General features: G+C 69.9%; 15 protein-coding genes. 7 read left to right on the top strand and 8 right to left on the bottom strand.

Annotation, left to right across the window (positions count from 1 at the left end; genetic code table 11):
* Positions 1 to 3: 3 nt before the first annotated feature.
* The 4 genes from AC5YDV_RS13300 to AC5YDV_RS13285 are packed head-to-tail and all read right to left on the bottom strand — an operon-like array spanning position 4 to position 5,658.
* Complete coding sequence (locus AC5YDV_RS13300) at positions 4 to 954, bottom strand: ATP-binding cassette domain-containing protein (protein ID WP_496183832.1); 951 nt, start codon at positions 952 to 954, stop codon at positions 4 to 6.
* Entirely contained in the window at positions 951 to 3,017 is a 2,067-nt protein-coding gene (locus AC5YDV_RS13295; protein WP_496183833.1) for a dipeptide/oligopeptide/nickel ABC transporter permease/ATP-binding protein, read from the bottom strand. The genes AC5YDV_RS13300 and AC5YDV_RS13295 overlap by 4 nt, the downstream gene beginning before the upstream one ends.
* Entirely contained in the window at positions 3,017 to 3,982 is a 966-nt protein-coding gene (locus AC5YDV_RS13290; RefSeq protein WP_496183834.1) for an ABC transporter permease, read from the bottom strand. The genes AC5YDV_RS13295 and AC5YDV_RS13290 overlap by 1 nt, the downstream gene beginning before the upstream one ends.
* 56 nt (positions 3,983 to 4,038) lie before the next feature.
* Positions 4,039 to 5,658 carry an ABC transporter substrate-binding protein gene (locus AC5YDV_RS13285; protein WP_496183835.1) on the bottom strand — a complete coding sequence of 540 codons (1,620 nt, stop codon included), beginning with the start codon at positions 5,656 to 5,658 and terminating at the stop codon, positions 4,039 to 4,041.
* A 78-nt stretch (positions 5,659 to 5,736) separates the two neighbouring features.
* Here AC5YDV_RS13285 and AC5YDV_RS13280 point away from each other — a divergent pair, with 78 nt between their 5' ends.
* The 4 genes from AC5YDV_RS13280 to AC5YDV_RS13265 are packed head-to-tail and all read left to right on the top strand — an operon-like array spanning position 5,737 to position 9,386.
* Positions 5,737 to 6,441 (top strand): FadR/GntR family transcriptional regulator, encoded by a 705-nt coding sequence (locus tag AC5YDV_RS13280; RefSeq protein WP_496183836.1) that lies wholly within the window; start codon positions 5,737 to 5,739, stop codon positions 6,439 to 6,441.
* A gap of 31 nt (positions 6,442 to 6,472) precedes the next feature.
* On the top strand, positions 6,473 to 7,267 hold the full coding sequence (gene nagB / locus AC5YDV_RS13275; protein WP_496183837.1) for a glucosamine-6-phosphate deaminase: 795 nt from the start codon (positions 6,473 to 6,475) through the stop codon (positions 7,265 to 7,267).
* Positions 7,267 to 8,499, top strand: a complete 1,233-nt coding sequence (gene nagA / locus AC5YDV_RS13270) for an N-acetylglucosamine-6-phosphate deacetylase (protein ID WP_496183838.1) — start codon at positions 7,267 to 7,269, stop codon at positions 8,497 to 8,499. Before nagB ends, nagA begins: the two co-directional genes overlap by 1 nt.
* Complete coding sequence (locus tag AC5YDV_RS13265; RefSeq protein WP_496183839.1) at positions 8,496 to 9,386, top strand: DUF4862 family protein; 891 nt, start codon at positions 8,496 to 8,498, stop codon at positions 9,384 to 9,386. Before nagA ends, AC5YDV_RS13265 begins: the two co-directional genes overlap by 4 nt.
* Before the next feature lie 278 nt (positions 9,387 to 9,664).
* Here AC5YDV_RS13265 and AC5YDV_RS13260 read toward each other — a convergent pair whose 3' ends face one another.
* Positions 9,665 to 13,993: an acyl-CoA dehydratase activase-related protein gene (locus tag AC5YDV_RS13260; protein ID WP_496183864.1), complete on the bottom strand. Its 4,329-nt coding sequence runs from the start codon at positions 13,991 to 13,993 to the stop codon at positions 9,665 to 9,667.
* Positions 13,994 to 14,068: 75 nt separating this feature from the next.
* On the opposite strand from AC5YDV_RS13260, the gene AC5YDV_RS13255 reads away from it, so the two are divergent.
* Positions 14,069 to 14,635, top strand: a complete 567-nt coding sequence (locus AC5YDV_RS13255; RefSeq protein ID WP_496183840.1) for a TetR/AcrR family transcriptional regulator — start codon at positions 14,069 to 14,071, stop codon at positions 14,633 to 14,635.
* A 27-nt stretch (positions 14,636 to 14,662) separates the two neighbouring features.
* Here AC5YDV_RS13255 and AC5YDV_RS13250 read toward each other — a convergent pair whose 3' ends face one another.
* The 3 genes from AC5YDV_RS13250 to AC5YDV_RS13240 are packed head-to-tail and all read right to left on the bottom strand — an operon-like array spanning position 14,663 to position 16,872.
* Entirely contained in the window at positions 14,663 to 15,280 is a 618-nt protein-coding gene (locus tag AC5YDV_RS13250) for a carboxymuconolactone decarboxylase family protein (protein WP_496183841.1), read from the bottom strand.
* Positions 15,281 to 15,314: 34 nt separating this feature from the next.
* Complete coding sequence (locus tag AC5YDV_RS13245; protein ID WP_496183842.1) at positions 15,315 to 16,127, bottom strand: Fpg/Nei family DNA glycosylase; 813 nt, start codon at positions 16,125 to 16,127, stop codon at positions 15,315 to 15,317.
* Positions 16,120 to 16,872 carry an SIR2 family NAD-dependent protein deacylase gene (locus AC5YDV_RS13240; protein ID WP_496183843.1) on the bottom strand — a complete coding sequence of 251 codons (753 nt, stop codon included), beginning with the start codon at positions 16,870 to 16,872 and terminating at the stop codon, positions 16,120 to 16,122. Before AC5YDV_RS13240 ends, AC5YDV_RS13245 begins: the two co-directional genes overlap by 8 nt.
* Positions 16,873 to 17,107: 235 nt before the next feature.
* Between AC5YDV_RS13240 and AC5YDV_RS13235 the strand changes: the two genes are divergently transcribed.
* Complete coding sequence (locus AC5YDV_RS13235; protein WP_496183844.1) at positions 17,108 to 18,250, top strand: LLM class flavin-dependent oxidoreductase; 1,143 nt, start codon at positions 17,108 to 17,110, stop codon at positions 18,248 to 18,250.
* Positions 18,251 to 18,261: 11 nt separating this feature from the next.
* A complete protein-coding gene (locus AC5YDV_RS13230; protein WP_496183845.1) occupies positions 18,262 to 18,864 on the top strand; it encodes a CE1759 family FMN reductase in 603 nt (200 codons plus the stop codon).
* The last annotated feature ends 7 nt before the right edge of the window (positions 18,865 to 18,871 follow it).

Raw genomic sequence — 18,871 nt, 5'->3', positions numbered from 1 at the left:
GCCTCACAGAAGGGACGGGACGGCACCCAGCAGGGTGCGCGTGTACGGGTGGGACGGGTGGTTGAAGAGCTGGTCGGCGGGTCCGGTCTCGACGATCTGGCCGGCGAACATGACGGCCATCCGGTCGGAGACGTAGCGCACGGTGGAGATGTCGTGGCTGATGAAGACCATGCCGAGGCCCAGCTCGTCCTTGAGGTCCGTGAGCAGGTTGAGCACCTGGGCACGGACCGAGACGTCGAGGGCGGAGGTGGGTTCGTCGGCGACGATGATGTCGGGCTCCAGGGCGAGCGCGCGGGCGATGGCGACGCGTTGGCGCTGGCCGCCCGAGATCTGGCGGGGCAGCACGTCGAGCGCCGACTGGGGGAGCCCGACCAGGCCGAGCAGGCGTTCGACGCGCTCCTCGCGCTCGGCCTCGGTCCCGATGCCGTGCACCTTCAGCGGGTCGAGGAGCTGCTCGCGCACGATCATGCGCGGGTTCAGCGCCGTAGCGGGGTCCTGGAAGACCACCGACACGGCCCGGCCCAACTGGCGCCGGGAGTCCGCGTCGTAGCCGATCGGGCGTCCGCGGAAGAGCACCTCGCCCCGGGTCGGCCGCTGGAGCCCGACGAGGACGCGGGCCAGGGTCGACTTGCCGCAGCCCGACTCGCCGACGATGCCGACGGTCTCACCCCGGGAGACCTGGAAGTCCACGTCGTTGACGGCGTGCACGGTGCCGGGCTTGAAGAGCCCGCCCGTGCGTGTCTTGTGGATCACGTGGACGCCGCGCAGCTCGAGCGTCGGGGTGGCGGCGCCGGGTGGGGGCGGAGGTGTCGGGGCAGCCGGGGCAACCGGGGTCGGCTCCGGGCCGGCGGCCTCCCGGCGGATCTCCTCGACCTCCGCGACGGCGTCCGCGCGCTCCTCGAGCTCGCGTTCGCCGGGCAGGCGGTCCTGGGGCAGGGGGATGTTGTCGCTCACGAGGCGGCCTCCAGTTCGGGATGGGCGGCGTAGCTGTGCTGCGTGTCGGGCACGGTGACCAGGGCGGGCCGGACGTCCAGGCCGATGGTCGGGTGCGACGAGCGGGGGGCGAACCGGTCGCCGGCCACGAACTCCCGCGGGCTGGGCACGACTCCCGGCACCTGGTGCAGGCGTCCGGAGCCCGACTCGATCGACAGCACCGCGCCCAGCAGGCCGCGCGTGTACTCGTGGCGGGGGTCGGTGAGGATGTCCAGGGTCGGGCCGCTCTCGACGACCTGGCCCGCGTACATCACGGTGATCCGGTGGGCGACGGACGCCACCAGCGCGAGGTCGTGTGAGACGAACACCATGGCGAAGCCGAGCTTCGTGCGCAGTTCGTTCAGCAGGTCGACGACCTGCTTCTGCACGGTCACGTCCAGGGCCGTGGTCGGCTCGTCGGCGATGACCAACTTCGGGTTGCGGGTCAGCGCCATGGCGATCAGGACGCGCTGGCGCTGGCCACCCGACAACTCGTGCGGGTAGGACGCCAGGGTGCGGACGGGGTCGAGGCCCACGAGCTCCAGGAGCTCCTCGGCCGAGCGCTGTCCGCCGCGGGACGTCAGCTGCTTGAACTGCGCCTTGATCAGCATGGACGGGTTGAGCGAGCTCAGGGCGTCCTGGTAGATCATCGCGATCTCGTGGCCGCGGAGCGCGTTGTGCTCCTTGGCGCTGAGCTTCAGCAGGTCGACCCCGTTGAACAGGATCTGGCCACTCAGGACAGCGGTGTCGGGCAGCAGGCCCATGATCGCCATGGAGGTGATCGACTTGCCGCAGCCGGATTCGCCGACCAGGCCCATCGTCTCGCCGGGACGCACCGAGAACGACACGTGGTCGACGATCTCGACGTCGCCGTGGGCGTTGGGGAACCGGATCGACAGGTCCTTGACCTCGAGCAGCGGCTCGGCCGCGGCGCCGGCGTCCGACAGGATGAGGCGGTCGTTGCGGGCCAGCTCGGCCGCACGGAGCGCGGTCAGGCGCTGTTCGAGGCTCGCGGCCTGGGCGGTGTGCGCGGCGGCGATGCCGGCGGCGGTGCCCGCGCCGGTCAGCGACGCCTCGTCGGCCTCCACGTTGACGCGCCGCTTGATCTTCGGGGACGCCAGCGAGTCGGTCAGGCCTTCGGACAGCACGTTGAGGCTGAGGGTGGTGATGAGGATGAACAGGCCGGGGAAGAAGGTCGTCCACCAGTGGCCCGACAGCAGGAGCGTCTTGCCCTCGCTCAGCATGTTGCCCCACGTGGCCGTGTTGACCGACGTGATGCCCGTGCCGATGAACGACAGGGACGCCTCGAACACGATCGCATCGGCGACCAGGACCGTCGCGAACACGAGGATCGGCGCGATGCAGTTGCGGGCGACGTGCTTCAGCAGGATCCACCACGTGCGCGCGCCCATGACCTGGGAGGCCGCCACGTAGTCCTCGCCGAACTGGCTGAGCACGTTGGCGCGGACGACGCGTGTCAGCTGCGGCACGTACAGCAGCGCGATGGCGATGATCACCACGGGCAGGATCGGCAGGTAGGACGACAGCGCGAGGACCAGCACCGCCGCCAGCGCAATGCCGGGGAAGCTCATGATGATGTCGAGCACGCGCATGAGCAGCTCGGACACCCACCGACGGGCGGTGGCGGCGATGGAACCGAGGACGGCGGCGAGCGCGAGGGCGAGCCCGGTGGCGGCGAGGCCGACGATGAGGGAGATGCGTGCGCCGAACACGACGCGGGAGAAGATGTCTCGCCCGCCGTCGTCGGTGCCGAACCAGAACATCGAGTTCGGGGGCACGGAGTTGTCGGGGATCATCGTCTTGCCGACGCCGGCGATCTCGACCTCCTTCATCACGACCATGTCAGCCGGGACGAGGCTCGTCGCGTGGGGGGAGTAGGGCGCGACCAGGGGCGCGAGGATCGCGACCAGGGCCATGAGTGTGAGCACGGAGACGGCGATCTTCGAGCTCACGGGAAGGGAGCGCAGGCCCTGGAACCTCAGGCCGGGCTGCTGCAGCTTCTTGCGCGATTCGGACGACAGCATCAGATGCTCCTGATCCGGGGGTTGACCAGGACGTAGAGCAGGTCGACCACGAGGTTGATGACGATGAAGGCGATCGCGACGGTGATCGTCACGCCCATCACGATGTTGACGTCGTTGCGGGTGATGCCCTGGAAGATCAGCTGGCCCATGCCCTTGATGTTGAAGATCATCTCGATGACCACGGCGCCACCCATGAGGTAGCCGACGCGCAGGCCGAGGACGGTGAGCGGCGTGATGAGGGCGTTGCGCAGCACGTTGCGGCCCACGACGACGCTCTTGGGGATGCCGGCGCCGATGGCGGTGCGGACGTAGTCCCTGTCCAGCTCCTCGACCATGGCGGTGCGGACGACGCGCGTGAGCGAACCCGCGACCGGGACGGCCAGCGAGATGGCGGGCAGCGCGATCTGGTTCAGGTAGGCCCCGGGGTCCTGGGTGAAGTGGACCCAGTCGTTGACGAGGGCGGGGAAGGTGCCGGTACCGCCGGGGACGTTGCCGAACCCCTGGATGAGCAGCAGCGCCAACCAGAAGGACGGGGTGGCGAGGCCGGCGATCGACAGGAGGCGGATGGCCTGGTCGGGCCACTCGTCGCGGTAGAGGGCGGCCACGACGCCGAGGACCAGCGACACCACGACCGCGAGCAGCAGGCCGATGAAGGTGAGCTGCAGCGTGATCGGGAAGCTCTCCGCGACCATGTCGCTGATCTTGACGCCGGTGAAGGAGCGCCCGAGGTCCAGCTGGGCCAGGCTCGCGAGGTAACGGCCGAAACGGGTCCAGACGGGGTCGTTGAGGCCGTTGGCCTCGCGGTAGGCGTCGAGCGCGTCGGCGGACGCGGACTCACCCAGGGCGAGGCGGGCCGGGTCGGCGGTGGACAGCGACATGACGAAGAACACGAGAATCGTCACGCCCAACACCATGATGGGCAGCGTGAGGAGGCGCCTCCCCAGGAGGCGGAACAGGTTGGACACTACGGAACGCTCCTAGCGGAGGGGGCGCCGCCCGGTTGGGCGGCGCCCCCGTCGGGTCACTTCGTGGTACCGACGCCCACGAACGACAGGCCGGTGACCGCGATCGGCTTGAAGTCGACCAGGGTCTTGGCGTCGAACGCGGTCGGCGACTTGCGGTGGAAGATCGGGTACAGCGGCACGTTCTCCGCGACCAAGTCGAAGACTTCGTTCCACGCCGACTTCTGGGCGTCACCGGTCGAGGTGGACGCCGTCTTCAGCAGCTCCTGGACCTTCGTGTAGGACTCCTGGCCCTTCCAGTGCATGCGCGACTCGGTCCAGGTGTCACCCGCGTACCACCAGCGCAGCAGGAGGTCGGCGTCGTCACCGAACACCGAGGGGTCGCCGGGGGCGATGACGATGTCGTACGCCTCGGGCTTGCCGTCGATCGTGCCGTAGACGTCGGAGGACTGCTTCTCCTCGTAGTTGACGGTCAGGCCGGCCGCTTCGAGGGATTCCTTGATCATCGGGCGCACGGCGGCGAACCAGCCGTGGTTGGACGCGAGCAGGCGGACCTCCTTGAGGCCGGTCTGGGCGAACAGCTCCTTGGCGCGGGCGGCCTGGCCGACGTACTGGGTCTTCGCCGCCTTGTAGGAGGGGTGTTCCTTCTGCAGGAAGGACGTCGCCGGGGTGGCCAGGTCGGACATGCCCACCTTGCAGATCTTGTCGTAGTCGAGCGCGGCCATGACACCCTGGCGGTTCCTCACGTCAGCCATCGGGCCCGTGCCGCAGTTGAACATGGCGAACAGCAGGCCGAAGCCCTGCTGGGCCGCGACCGACTTCGTGGACGCCAGGGCCGCCAGGTTGGCCGCCGGCACCGAGTCGATCGCCTGGACTGAACCGGACGACAGCGCGTTGGTGCGGGTGGAGTCGTCGGGGATGACCTGCCACTCCATGGTCTTCGCACGGGCGGGGTACTTGCCGGTGTAGCCGTCGAAGGCCTCGAAGACGAGCTTCTGCGACGCCGCGCCGTTGTCGGTCATCTTGTAGGGGCCGGTGCCGACCGGGTTGAGGTCGAAGGCCTTGGCGTCCTTCTCGACCGCGGCCTTCGGGACGATCTTCACGACGGACAGGCGCTCGGCGACCAGCGAGAAGGGGTACTTCAGCTTCACGGTCACGGTCTTGTCGTCCTTCTTCTCCACCTTGTCGAGGAAGGGGATGAAGGAGTTGAAGAGGCTCTTGTTGGCGGGGTCCTGCACGCGGGTGAAGGAGAACACCACGTCGTCGGTGGTGACCGGGGTGCCGTCGTGGAACACGGCGCCGCTGCGCAGCGTGACCTCGTAGGTGGTGTCGTCGACCTTCTTGGGCAGGTCGGCGCCGAGGGCGGCGTAGACCTCGCGCGTGGCCGGGTGGAGTTCGGTCAGGCCCTCCATGGTGTGCCAGTTGGCGGCCTGGGTGAGGGCGGAGGTCGTGGTCATCGGGTCGTACCCGTTGGTGCCCAGCTGGTAGCTGATGGCGGCGACGATCTTGCCGGTGGCGGCGCCGCCACCCGCGGCGGTCGTCGCGGCCGCACTCGGGGCAGCGGTCTGCGCGGGGCTGGAGGAGCACGCGGCGAGCGTGCCGCTCAGGGTCGCCGCGGCGCCCATGGCGCCGACCAGTCGCAGGAATCCACGACGCGTGGTGGCCGGAAGGTTCTCCATTGAAGTCTCCTAAGATGTCAGACGTCGGATGTCTGACGTTGTGTCATTATAGGCATGGACCAACGCAAGGGAGCAACCATGAAGCCGGATCGTTATCGTGACGGAACGAGCGCCACGGCGCAGGGCATCAAAGACCTGATCCTGGCCAGGGGGCTCCACCCGGGTGACCCGATGCCGACCGAGGCGGAGCTCGTCGAGGAGCTGGGAGTCTCGCGCTCCAACGTCCGCGAGGCCGTCCGCACCCTGGTCGCCCTCGACATCCTCGAGGTGCGCCATGGGACGGGCACGTTCGTGGGCAATCTCTCCCTCCGGCCGCTCGTGGAGGGCATGGTCTTCCGCGGAGTCCTGATGCCCGGCGACGGCAACGCCGTCCTCAGGGAGATCGTCGAGGTCCGGACCGGACTGGACATGAGCCTCGCCCGGCAGGTCGTGGAGCGGCTCGCCCAGGGTGACGCGGACGACCTCCGCGAGTGCGTGGACCAGATGAAGGCGAAGGCCGCGCGGCACGAGGAGTTCCCCGAGGAGGACCGTCTCTTCCACCTGCGGCTGGCCGAGCGCCTCGGCAACCGGCTGTACGGTCAGCTCGTGGCGGCGTTCTGGGACATCCACATGACGGTCGGTCCCTCGCTGGGCGCGGCCCCCCAGAGCGAGTTGGACGCCACTGCCAAAGCGCACGAGCGGATGCTCGACGCGGCCCTCGCCGGCGACCTCGCCGAGTACCAGGACGCCGTGCGTGCCCACTACGAGCCCATCGTGCGCCTGCTCACGGCGTGGGCGTCCTGACCCCTGACCCCATCCCACAAGGAGGAAGTCCATGGAGATCATCATCTGCCCCGACGGTGACGAAGTCGCCCGCATCGCAGCCGAGACCGTCGCGCAGGTGTGCTCGCGGGTCGGGCCGTCCGTCGTGCTCGGCGTCGCGACCGGTTCGTCGCCGTTGGCGCTGTACCGCGACCTGGGCGTCCTCGTGCGTGAGGGCAAGGTCGACCTGTCCGAGGCGCGCGCCTTCGCCCTCGACGAGTACGTCGGGCTGCCCGCGGGCCACCCCGAGTCGTACGCCGAGGTGATCCGACGGACGGTGACCGAGCCGCTCGGGCTCGACCCCGCCCTCGTCCGCGTGCCGGACGGCGGCGCCGAGGACATCGAGGAGGCCTGCGTCGACTACGAGTTGGCGATCGCCGAGGCGGGTGGCATCGACATCCAGATCCTGGGGATCGGGAGCAACGGGCACATCGGCTTCAACGAGCCGTCGTCGTCGCTGGCCTCGCGCACGCGCATCAAAACCCTGACCCCGGAGACCCGCGAGGACAACGCCCGCTTCTTCGACTCCCCCGACCAGGTGCCCCTGCACTGCCTCACCCAGGGGCTCGGCACGATCATGGACGCCGACGAGGTCGTCCTCGTCGCGCAGGGCGAGGGCAAGGCGGACGCCATCGCCGCGATGGTCGAGGGCCCCATCACGGCGAGTTGTCCCGGATCGATCCTGCAGGCGCACCAGTACGCGACCATCGTCGTGGACGAGGCCGCGGCGTCCAAGCTGGTCAACCACGAGTACTACCGCTGGGCGTACGCCAACAAGCCCAGCTGGCAAGGGTTCGGGCAGGACTGATGCTCACCCTTCGCGCAGCCCGGGTCTTCACCGGGACCGAGATGCTCACCCCCGGCGAGCTGGTCCTCGACGGCGACCGCGTGGTCGAGGTCCGGGAGGTCGGGCCGGTCGGGTCGGTCGGGTCGGTCGGGTCGGTCGGACAGGCGGGGCCCCAGGATGCGCCGAGGGCTCCGGTTCCGGCTGCCGAGGGCTCCGGTTCCGAGCGCCGAGGGCTCGGGTTCCGAGCGCCGAGGGCTCGTGACACCGACGTCGTCGACCTCGGCGACGTCACCCTCGCGCCCGGACTCGTCGACGTGCACTGCCACGGGGGCGGCGGCTTCGCTTTCACCGACGACCCGGACGCCGTGCTCGCGACCCACCGCGTCCACGGCACGACGACGATGGTGGCCTCGACGGTGACCCAGTCACTCGACGAGCTCGAGCGCCAGGTGCGATACCTGGCCGAGCGCGTGCGGGACGGCTCGCTGGCCGGGATCCACCTCGAGGGTCCCTGGCTGGCCGAGCGCTACAAGGGGGCACACCCCGCCGACAAGCTGCGCGACCCGTTGGCGTCCGACGTCGAGCGGCTCCTGGACGCCGGAGGCGGCACCGTCCGCATGGTCACGCTCGCCGTCGAGAAGCCGGGCGCGCTGGACGCCGTCCGCCTCCTGGCCGAGCGTGGCGTCGTGGCGGCGCTGGGCCATTCCGACTGCACCTACGAGCAGGCGCGCGAGGCCATCGACGCGGGCGTCTCCGGGGCGACCCACCTCTTCAACGCCATGCCCGGCCTCCACCACCGAACCCCCGGGCCGGTCCTGGCCCTTTTGGAGGACGACCGAGTCTGGTGCGAGCTCATCGTCGACGGCGTCCACCTGCGGCCCGAGCTGGCCGCGTGGGTCATGCGGGCGTCCGACCGCGTCGTCCTCGTGACGGACGCCATGGCCGCGACCGGCTGCGCCGACGGCGCCTACGTGCTGGGCGACCTCGACGTCGACGTGGTCGACGGCGTGGCCCGCATCGCCGGAACCGAAACGATCGCGGGGTCGACCCTGGTGCTCTCGCGGGGTGTCCGGCTGGCGATCGAGGCCGGTGTCGCCCCCGCGGTGGCCCTGCAGGCCGCCACGCGCAACCCGGCCCGCTACCTGGGGCTGGACGGGGTCGGCGAGTTCGTCCCCGGAGCGCGGGCGGACGCGGTCGTGTTCGGGCATGACTGGTCGGTCGAGCGTGTGATGGTCGAGGGGGAGTGGCTGTGACGATTCCGTTCGTGGTGGGGGCCTACGCGGGGATTCCCGCCGACCGGCCGGGGCAGGAGCGGTTCTACGCTTTTCTGCCGTCGTGGGTGACGGGCCTGGAGATCCCGTTCCGCGGGTCCCTGGATCCCGACCCGGCGTGGTTCGCGCGGCAGGTCGCCCGGTTCGGTGACTCGGTCGTGACCCTGATCCCCGGGACGATGGGCCGCCTTGCCGCCGACCCGACCTTCGGCCTGGCTTCGGGTGATGAGTCCGGACGGGCCGCGGCGCTGGCGTACGTGCGCGAGGCCCTGGACGCGATCGAGCGCTTGCACGCGGACGCCGACGCGCGGGTCGTGCGGTGGGTGGAACTCCACTCGGCGCCGACAGACGGGGCGGACGCCACGGCGTTCGCTCGGTCGCTGACCGAGCTCGCGCCGACCTTCGAGGCCGCCGGGGTCGGGATGGTCGTCGAGCACTGTGACGCCGCCGGCGGCGTGGGCCCTGGCGAGAAGCGGTTCCTGGCACTGGAGGACGAGCTTCGGGTCGTCGCCGAGACGGGGGGCCGGGTCACCATCAATTGGGGGCGGTCGGTCCTGGAGACGCACGACGCGGCCAGCGCCCGCGAGCAGGTGGCTGCTGCGGCGGAGGCAGGGCTCCTGGCTGGTGTGATGTTCTCCGGCGCGGGTCCGGAGCCCACGGCGTACGGCGCTGCGTGGGCCGACGTCCACCTGCCGCTCTCGACCGACGAGCCGGCGTCCCTGATGACCCCGGCCCGGGTGGCGGAGTGCATCGCCGCGGCCGGGGGCCGCGAGGCCTACCACGGGGTGAAGATCCAGGTGCCGCCCACGGCGTCCGTACCGGAGCGGATCGCGATGATCGGCCGCATCCGGGCCGCGATGGTGCCCTGAGGGTCGGGCTTCGGGCGGTCGGCCGGCCGGTTGCTCCGGCTTACCGACCTGGGCCATCCCGACCCCCTCCTTGAAGGTCGCCGGAGGTTGCGCACGGGCAAAGCGGAGCATTCGCTGAGGGCAGCCCTCCATGACCTCGGGGCGTAGCGCCATCTGGACCACATCAGGTCCTCATCACGATGCCTACCCGCGGCATCACACCTTGTCAGGGCGATTCGCCTCCGGTGGCCCGGGGCGTCATGTGGTCCAGATGGCGGTACGTCAGAGCAGCCCAGCGATCACGCACTCGCCGATGCCCGAACGGGCGTGATGGACAGCGCCCTCGGACCCACGACCTCGGGCTTGATCTTGCCGGCGTTCTTGTGGGCCGTCGCGACCATCAGCTTGATGCGGTTGAGCTGGTTCACCTCGGAGGCGCCCGGGTCGTAGTCGATGGACACGACATTCGCCTGCGGGTAGAACCGCCGCAGTTCGCGGAAGACTCCCTTGCCAACCACGTGGTTCGGCAAGCACGCGAACGGCTGGGCGACGATGATGTTCGGGCAGCCGTCCTCGATGAGTTCCATCATCTCCGCGACCAGGAGCCAGCCCTCGCCGGCGGTGGTGCCGAGGGAGATGATCGATTCGGCACGCTTGGCCAACTCTCCGATGGGGTGCGGCACCGAGAACTTCCCGGAGCGGGCCAGTGCCTTCACGGCCGGACGCTGGTACTGCTCGATGACCCAGACGATGCCCTGCTGCAGGCGCACGCTCCGCTTGGAACCCATGCCGAGGTTGTCGAGGCGCCACTGCGCGGAGTTCATGTTCATCATGAAGAACTCGAGCAGCCCGGGCAGGGCGGCCTCGCAGCCCTCGGACTCGATGACCCGGACGGCGTCGTTGTTGGCGTCCGGCTGGAACTTCACCAGGATCTCGCCGACCAGGCCCACCCGCGGGCGCCGCGGCTCGTCCCGCAGTTCCAGGGCGTCGAACTCGGCGACGATGTGGTCGATCAGCCAGCCGTACCCGACGCGGCGGCCCAGGGTGCTCGACCAACCCGACGCGAAGTACTCCGACGCGATGGCGTCCCAGCGTCGGTACAGCGCCTCGGCAGAACCGGGCACGGCTTCGTAGGGACGCGTCCGCAACAGCACGGTCTGCAACACGTCGCCGATCACGATGGCCTGGGCGGCGCGGTGGATCAGCCCCGGCGTGAGCTTGAACCCCGGCGACTCCTCCAACCCCTGCGCGGAGATCGCGAGCACGGGCACCTGGGCGAACCCGGCGTCCCTGAGCCCCTTGCGGAGCATGCCCGCGTAGTTGGTTGCCCGGCACATGCCGCCGGTCTGGGTGATCACCACCGAGGAGGAGTCCGGGTCGGCGCCTCCGTCGATGAAGGCGTTGATGAGCTGGCCGATGACCATGATCGCCGGGTAGCAGACGTCGTTGTTCACGTACTGCAGGCCCACCTCGACGTCCTGGCGCGAGGCGTGCTCGAGCAGTTTCACGTCGTAGCCGGCTCGCCGCAGCACCGGGATGATCAGCCGGAAGTGGATCGGCGCCATCTGCGGGCCGTACATCGTGTGGGTCTTGCGTTCCTGCTTGCCGAACACGGGGAAGCGGTCGCCCACGGCGTCCCGGTCGTAGGTGACGACGGTCGCCGACCGCCGCCGCTCGGCGGTCGCGGCCCTGAGGGACCGCAGCCGGATGCGTGCCGCGCCGAGGTTGGAGACCTCGTCGATCTTGAGCACCGTGTAGACGTCGTCGGCCGCCTCCAGGATCTCCTGGACCTGGTCGGTGGTCACGGCGTCCAGGCCGCACCCGAACGAGTTGAGCTGCACCAGCTGCAGGTCGGGCTGGGTGCGGACGTGGGCGGCGGCCTCGTAGAGCCGCGAGTGGTAGCTCCACTGGTCCATGACGCGCAGCTTCTCGTCGCCGCGGGGGCGCAGCGCGCCCTGGGGGACGGCGTCCTCGCTCAGCACGACCATGCCGAGCGTCGTGATCATCTCGGGGATGCCATGGTTGACCTCGGGATCCACGTGGTACGGACGCCCCGCGAGCACGATGCCCTTCATGTCGTGCTCGGCCATGTACGCCAGCGCCCGCTCGCCCTCCGCGGCGATGTCCGCGCGCACCTGGTCCTGCTCGGCGTAGCCGAGACGGACGGCCTCCTGTGCCTCCTCGAGTCCGACACCCGCCCACTCGAAGATCTCGACCAGGCGCTCGGCCAGCTTCTCGGGGTTGGCCAGGTTGATGAACGGGTCGAGGTAGCGGACGCCGGGCTCACGGAGGCGGTCCATGTTCTTCTCCACGACCTGCGGGTAGAACGCCACGACCGGGCAGTTGAAGTGGTTGTCGGAGCCCTCGACGAGCCGCTGCTCGTAGCTGACGCAGGGGTAGAAGATCGTGGTGACGCCCTTGTCGAGGAGCCATTCAATGTGGCCGTGGGCCAGCTTGGCGGGGTAGCAGACGTTCTCGGACGCGATGGACTCCATCCCGGCCTCGAACAGGTCGTGGTTGGAGCGCCCGGACAGCATGACCTTGAACCCCAGGGAGGTCAGGATCGTGAACCACAGCGGGTAGTTCTCGTACATGTTCAGCACGCGCGGGATGCCGATCGCGCCGCGGTGCGCCTTGGCGTCGGTGAGCCGGCGGTAGCTGAACATCCTCTTGTACTTGAAGTCGTACAGGTTGGGGACCTCGGACTTCTGGGGCTTGGCCTCCTCCGACGCGCCCCGGTCGCAGCGGTTGCCGCTGACGTGGCGGGTGCCGTCCGGGAACGTCGAGATGGTCAGGCCGCAGTGGTTCTGGCAGAACTGACAGGTGCGGCGGTCGGTGGTGACGGTGAAGCCCTCGAGCTCGTCGAGTTCCAGCAGCGACGACGACTCGCCCGGCGTCCAGTTGCGCTGTGCGGTCAGGGCGGCGCCGTACGCGCCCATCAGCCCGGCGATGTCGGGGCGGACGACCTCGCGTCCGGTCAGCAGCTCGAACGCGCGCAGGACCGCGTCGTTCAGGAACGTCCCGCCCTGGACGACCACCTTGTCGCCGAGCTGGTCCGCCGAACGGAGCTTGATCACCTTGTAGAGGGCGTTGCGGACGACGGAGTAGGACAGCCCGGCGGAGATGTCCCCGACTCCCGAGCCCTCCTTCTGGGCCTGCTTCACCGAGGAGTTCATGAAGACCGTGCAGCGCGAGCCGAGGTCGACCGGGGCGTCCGACTGCAGCGCGGCCCGCGCGAACGAGCGGACGTCGGTGCCCATGGTCTCGGCGAACGTCTGCAGGAAGCTGCCGCAGCCGGACGAGCACGCCTCGTTGACGGAGATCGAGTCGACGACGCCGTTCTTGATCTTGAGGTACTTCATGTCCTGGCCGCCGATGTCGATGACGCTGGTCACGCCGGGGGCGATGTGCTCGGCCGCGCGGTAGTGGGCCATGGTCTCGATCTCACCGTCGTCCACGCGCAACGCGGCCTGGATCAGGCCCTCGCCGTAGCCGGTCACGCAGGAGCGTGCGAGGTGGGAGCCCGGGGGCAGGGCCTCCCGGACGCGTCGCAGGATGCTGACGGCGGCCGGCATGGGGTCGCCCTGGTTGGAGGCGTAGTGGGAGAAGACGATTCGGCCGTCCTCGGTGAGGACGACCGCCTTGATGGTCGTGGACCCGGCGTCGATGCCGAGGAACAGGGGGCCCGTCGCCTGGTTGAGGTCGCCCTGGGGAATCGTCGCGCGGGCATGCCGGGAGTCGAAGATCGCCCGCTCCGCGTCGTCGGCGAAGAGGGGACGCATCGCCTTGCTGACCTGGCCACCGGCGTCCGCGCGGCTGTCGAGCGCGTCCACGAGCTGGGAGGCGAACACGTCGCGTCCGCTCGCGAGCATGGCCGCACCGAGCGCCACGTACAGCTGGGCGTTCTCGGGGGTGGTGAACGAGGTCACCTGGTGCTCCAGCGCGCGCCGGTACGCCTGGCGCAGCTCGGGCAGGAAGTGCAGCGGCCCGCCGAGGAACACGACGTTGCCCTTGATCGGGCGGCCGCACGCCAGACCGGCGATGGTCTGCGTCGCCACCGCCTGGAAGACGGACGCCGCGATGTCGGCGTGGTTGGCGCCCTGGTTGAGCAGCGGCTGGACGTCCGTCTTGGCGAAGACCCCACAGCGGGACGCGATGGGGTGGAGGGTCTCGTACTGCGCCGCCAGCTCGTTGAGGCCCGTGGCGTCCGTGTGGAGCAGCGAGGCCATCTGGTCGATGAAGGCGCCCGTGCCGCCGGCGCAGGTACCGTTCATCCGTTGCTCGGGGGTCGGCTTGAGGTAGGTGATCTTGGCGTCCTCGCCGCCGAGCTCGATGACGACGTCCGCCTCGGGGTGGCGGCGCTCGATGGCCTCGGTGGCCGCGACGACCTCCTGGACGAACGACACCTTGAGCATCTCGGCGACCTGGAGGCCGCCGGAGCCGGTGACGGCGGTCACCACCGGGCGGGACGGGAAGGCCCGGTCGATGTCGGCGAGCAGGTTGCGGACCTCGCGTCGGACGTCGGCGTTGTGGCGACGGTAGTCGGAGAAGACGACCTCCTCGCCGTCCAGGACGACGGCCTTCACCGTCGTGGAGCCGATGTCGAGACCCAGCGCCACTGCACCCATCACGCCCCCACAATCAAACCGAACGATCGTTCTAGTACGACATAGTGTAGTTGATGATGTGAGAGGGTGACCACCGTGCCTGCCAACAAACGTGACGCGATCCTGGCCGCAGCTGCCGAGCTGTTCCGGACCCAGGGCGTCCATGCCGCGTCGATGGCCAAGATCCGTGACTCCTCAGGTGCCTCGGCGGGCAGCATCTACCACCATTTCGACAGCAAGGACGACATCGTCCTCGCCGTCGCCACCCAGGCGCTGGTGACGCCGCTGCGTGAGCTGACCGCCGCCCACGCCGGCCAGACCCTGTCGCCGGGGGAGGTCTTCCGCCTGATCGTGGGCACCGTCGCGTCCGGCGAGTTCCAGCCGGCGCTCATCGTCCAGCTGTGGGCCGCCTCCACCACGGACGACGAGCTGCGGTCCCTGCTGCGGGAACAGGTGCTGGACCTGCGGCGCGGCCTGTTCGGCATGGTCCGGACGTGGCTCGCCGAGCAGGGGCTCGACACCGGACGCGCCGAGACCATCGCCCGCGTGACCGTCGGCCAGGCCATGGGGTTGCTCACCCAGCGCACCCTCGACCCCGACTTCGACCACGACCTCTACGTCGCCGAGGCCGTGGCGCTGCTGGACGGGCTTGCCCGGACCTGATGCCCGGACCTGACGCTCGGGCCGGTATCAGTCCCGCGGCAGGAGGGGGCGGTTCGTCAGGTTCGCGACCAGCGCGTGCAGGGCGACCGCCGGGAGTTGCAGGACGAACATCGCGACCATGGTGAGGTCGGCGGACGTGGAACTGCCGGCCAGCTTCTCGCCGCGCTTGCGTGCCTGGAGGCCCGACAGGGCGATGCCGTACGCGTTCCCGAGCATGATCATCCGGATCGCCCCGAGGATGCCCCGTGCCCGTTCCTCGCCATAGGCGTCGGCCACGGCCCGCCAGGCGTCGGCGGCCGGGTATCCCTTGGTGTCGGCGTAGTGCTGGGCGAACATGATCGCCGTGAGCTCGTCGGCCGGTGCCTCGGCGATGTCCCCGGCCAGCATCAGGCGGATCTCGTCGGCGGGCAGCCCGGCGTCCAGCGCCATCTTCGTGTGCCCGTACGAGCAGACGGGGCAGCCGTTGACCTCGGTGACCGCCAGCATGATCCGCTCGATGAAGGGCAGCCCCAGCTCCTCCTTGCCGCGGCGGAAGTCCGGCAGGCTGCGCGCGGCCAGCACCGCCGTCCGGTAGCCCTCGGACGGGGAGTAGCGCTTCTTGGGCCGGATCTGCGTCGCTGTTGGAGCCGCGTGCGGTGACTTCATACCCCCGAGGGTATCGGGTCTGCGGGGAGGGTCCTCACCCCGTCTGGCAGGTCGGACAGAAGAACAGCGTGCGTTCTTGGGGTGGCGTCCCGACCGTGCCGGCCGCGATGGGAGTGCCGCAGCGCCGGCACGGCTGGTGCAGGCGCCGGTAGACGGCGAACTCGCGGCCGCGCCGGCTGTCCCCGGTGCTCGTGGACACGGGATGCCGGAGCGTCGCCGTCGTCAGGCGGTGGGCGCGCTCCGCGAGGGCGCGGAGCCTCTCCGGTGCCAGCGACGCCGCCGGCGTCCACGGGTCGAGGCGCTCCGCGAACAGCGACTCGGCGGTCCAGATCGTGCCCAGTCCGGCCAGGTTGCGCTGGTCGAGGAGTGCCTCGCCGATCGATCCAGGAGCCGCCGCGAGGTTGGTCGCGGCGCGGTCGGCGTCCCAGTCGTCGCCCAGCGCGTCCGGCCCGAGGTGGCCGACCAGGGTGTGCTCGTCGCGGGTGCGGACGAGGTCGAGCATGCCGAGGGAGTCACCCACGGCCGTCCACTGTGCGGTGGCCAGCACGGCCCGGACGGTGTGGCGTCCGAACCGCTGCTCCGGTGTCGTGGTGGGCCAGACCCGCCAGGTCCCGTCCATCCGGAAGTGGGAGTGGAGGGTCCACGCGCCGTCGTCCGGGCCGCGTCCGGTCACCTCCACCCGGTGGAGAAGGTGCTTGCCGCGGGGCACGACCTCGACCGTCCGGGCACCCACCAGCGACGTGGTGGCCAGGGACGGCCACCGGAAGTCGGTGCGCGTCAGCACCTCGCCGGCGAAGGCCTGGCGCAGTCGGCGCGCCGCGCGCCAGACCGCGTCGCCCTCAGGCATCGGCGACGAGGCGGGGCAGGACCTCCTCGATGGGGTCGCGCAGGACGGCGTCCGCCAGGTAGTCGTAGGGGGTCTCCTGGTTGTTGATGATGACCACCCGCGCGGAGTGGCCGAAGGCGTAGGGCACGAGACCCGCGACCGGGTGCACGGTCAGGGTCGTGCCGATCGCGAGGACCAGGTCGGCCTGCTCGGCGAGCGCCACCGACGCGTTGAGCATGGTGGGGTCCAGTGCCTCCTCGAACAGGATCACCGTCGCCCGGGTGATGCCGTCGCACTCGGGGCAACGCGGGTCGTCGTCGCCGGCGTGCACGCGCGCGACCATGTCCGCCATCGGCCCCTCGGTGCCGCACTCCTCGCAGCGCCACGTGCGCGCGCTGCCGTGCACCTCGTGGACGACGTCCGGCGAGGACCCCGCCAGCAGGTGCAGGCCATCGGTGTTCTGGGTGACGATGCCGGCGAGCTTTCCCGCGCGCTCGAGGTCGAGCAGCGCCAGGTGTCCGGGGTTCGGCATGGCCGCCCACTGTGCCGAGTTGGCCCGCGCCTGCCAGGCCTTGCGGCGGACGTCCTCGTCGTGGAGGTAGTACGACAGGGTCGAGATCTTCTCCGCGTCGGGATCCCGCGTCCAGCGTCCGTCGGGCCCACGGAAGTCGGGGATCCCCGACGCCGTCGACAGCCCCGCGCCGGTGAGAGCGAGGATCCGGGACGAGCGGGCGATGAGGTCACGCGCACGGTCGAAGTCGGTCATGGTCCAACCCTAGGCGCCGGGTGGGCCCCCGAGGCGTCCAGCTGTTCCGCGAGCGATGGGTCGCGCGGTGGGGAGGGGGTCGGCCGGTGCCCTCATGTGCATTTCCGGGAGCACACAACCCCAGGGATCCTTGGGGTTGTGTGCTCCCGGAAATGCGCTCGGGGGGCTGCGGGAATGGACGAGCCCTCTCCTGCGTTGAGATACTTGAAACATCAACAAAGCAGGAGGACGTGGCATGCAGATCGGCATCTTCTCGGTGAGTGACATCACCACCGACCCGACGACGGGGATCACCCCGACGGAGAACGACCGCATCAAGGCCTCCGTCGCCATCGCCAAGCACGCCGAAGAGGTCGGTCTCGACTTCTACGCGCTGGGCGAGCACCACAACGAGCCCTTCTTCAGCAGCTCGCCCACGACCACGCTGGCCTACATCGCAGCGCAGACCGACACGATCCTGCTCTCGACCGCGACCACGCTGATCACGACCAACGACCCGGTCAAGATCGCCGAGGACTTCGCGATGCTGCAGCACCTGGCCGACGGTCGCGTGGACCTCATGCTCGGCCGTGGCAACACGGGCCCGGTCTACCCCTGGTTCGGCAAGGACATCCGCCAGGGCGTCGCGCTGGCCGTCGAGAACTACGCGCTGCTGCGCCGGCTCTGGACCGAGGACGTCGTCAACTGGCAGGGCAAGTTCCGGACGCCGCTGCAGGGCTTCACCTCGACCCCGCGTCCGCTGGACGGCGTCGCCCCCTTCGTGTGGCACGGCTCGATCCGCACTCCCGAGATCGCCGAACAGGCCGCCTACTACGGTGACGGCTTCTTCCACAACAACATCTTCTGGAACATCGAGCACACCGCCCAGATGGTCGACCTGTACCGCCGGCGCTTCGAGCACTACGGCCACGGCCGCGCCGACCAAGCGATCGTGGGCCTCGGCGGCCAGTTCTTCATGCGCAAGAACAGCCAGGACGCGATCAACGAGTTCCGCCCGTACTTCGACGTCGCGCCGGTCTACGGACACGGTCCCTCGATGGAGGACTTCACCGAGATGACGCCGCTGACCGTCGGTTCGCCGCAGCAGGTGCTCGAGCGCTACCTCGACATGACCGAACATGTGGGTCACTACCAGCGCCAGGGCTTCCTGATCGACCACGCGGGCCTGCCGCTCAAGACGGTCCTCGAGCAGCTCGACCTGCTCGGCGAGATCCTGCCCCAGATGCGCAAGGGCTACGCGGAGGGTCGTCCGGCCGACATCCCGGAGGCGCCGACCCACGCGTCCCTGGTCGCCAAGGCACGCGAGGCCGGCACCCTGCACGAGCACCACACCGTGGGCGTCGACGACGTCACCGGCAAGTCCCCCTACGAGAACTGAAGGAGCACCTCATGAGCCACCTCCTCGTCGTCACGGCGGGCATGGGTTCGCCGTCCAGCTCGCGCATGCTCGGCGACCGCCTTGCGGACGCCACAGTCCAGGCCCTGGCCCCGAACGGGACGCCCGCGCCCGAGGTCAAGGTCCTGGAACTCCGCGACCTGGCGGTCGAACTCGCCACCTACTACACGTCCCACGTGCCGTCGAAGAAGCTGAAGGCCGCCTTCGACCTGGTCGGGACCGCCGCGGGCGTCATCGCGGTCAGCCCCGTGCTGAACGCCGGGGTCAACGGCCTGTTCAAGCTGTTCTTCGACCTGCTCGACGAGGGGGTGCTCAAGGGGCGTCCGGTCCTGATGGCCGCCACCGGTGGCACGGCGCGGCACAGCCTGGCGATCGACCAGGCCATGCTGCCGATGTTCTTCTACCTGAAGGCGGCCGTCGCCCCCACGGGCGTCTTCGCGGCCACGGAGGACTGGGGGACCAGCGACTCGGGCCTCATGCGCCGGGTCACCCGTGCGGGTGCTGAGTTCGCCGAGCTGGTCGCCAGCCATCCGGCTGATGACTACGCCGACGAGTTCGCGAACGTCCCCGACTTCGCGACGTTGCTGAACGGCTGACCCTCTG

Source organism: Propioniciclava sp. LT432, from assembly GCF_059515965.1.
Note: the sequence above shows the minus strand (reverse complement) of the source record. Positions and strands in the feature narration are given on the sequence as shown.

What these genes read in the sequence shown, in the direction of transcription:
- AC5YDV_RS13295 (WP_496183833.1), bottom strand. Translation starts at nt 3,017, where the DNA reads ATGCTGTCGTCCGAATCGCGCAAGAAGCTGCAGCAGCCCGGCCTGAGG.
- AC5YDV_RS13285 (WP_496183835.1), bottom strand. Translation starts at nt 5,658, where the DNA reads ATGGAGAACCTTCCGGCCACCACGCGTCGTGGATTCCTGCGACTGGTC.
- AC5YDV_RS13280 (WP_496183836.1), top strand. Translation starts at nt 5,737, where the DNA reads ATGAAGCCGGATCGTTATCGTGACGGAACGAGCGCCACGGCGCAGGGC.
- nagB (WP_496183837.1), top strand. Translation starts at nt 6,473, where the DNA reads ATGGAGATCATCATCTGCCCCGACGGTGACGAAGTCGCCCGCATCGCA.
- nagA (WP_496183838.1), top strand. Translation starts at nt 7,267, where the DNA reads ATGCTCACCCTTCGCGCAGCCCGGGTCTTCACCGGGACCGAGATGCTC.
- AC5YDV_RS13260 (WP_496183864.1), bottom strand. Translation starts at nt 13,993, where the DNA reads ATGGGTGCAGTGGCGCTGGGTCTCGACATCGGCTCCACGACGGTGAAG.
- AC5YDV_RS13250 (WP_496183841.1), bottom strand. Translation starts at nt 15,280, where the DNA reads ATGAAGTCACCGCACGCGGCTCCAACAGCGACGCAGATCCGGCCCAAG.
- AC5YDV_RS13245 (WP_496183842.1), bottom strand. Translation starts at nt 16,127, where the DNA reads ATGCCTGAGGGCGACGCGGTCTGGCGCGCGGCGCGCCGACTGCGCCAG.
- AC5YDV_RS13240 (WP_496183843.1), bottom strand. Translation starts at nt 16,872, where the DNA reads ATGACCGACTTCGACCGTGCGCGTGACCTCATCGCCCGCTCGTCCCGG.
- AC5YDV_RS13235 (WP_496183844.1), top strand. Translation starts at nt 17,108, where the DNA reads ATGCAGATCGGCATCTTCTCGGTGAGTGACATCACCACCGACCCGACG.
- AC5YDV_RS13230 (WP_496183845.1), top strand. Translation starts at nt 18,262, where the DNA reads ATGAGCCACCTCCTCGTCGTCACGGCGGGCATGGGTTCGCCGTCCAGC.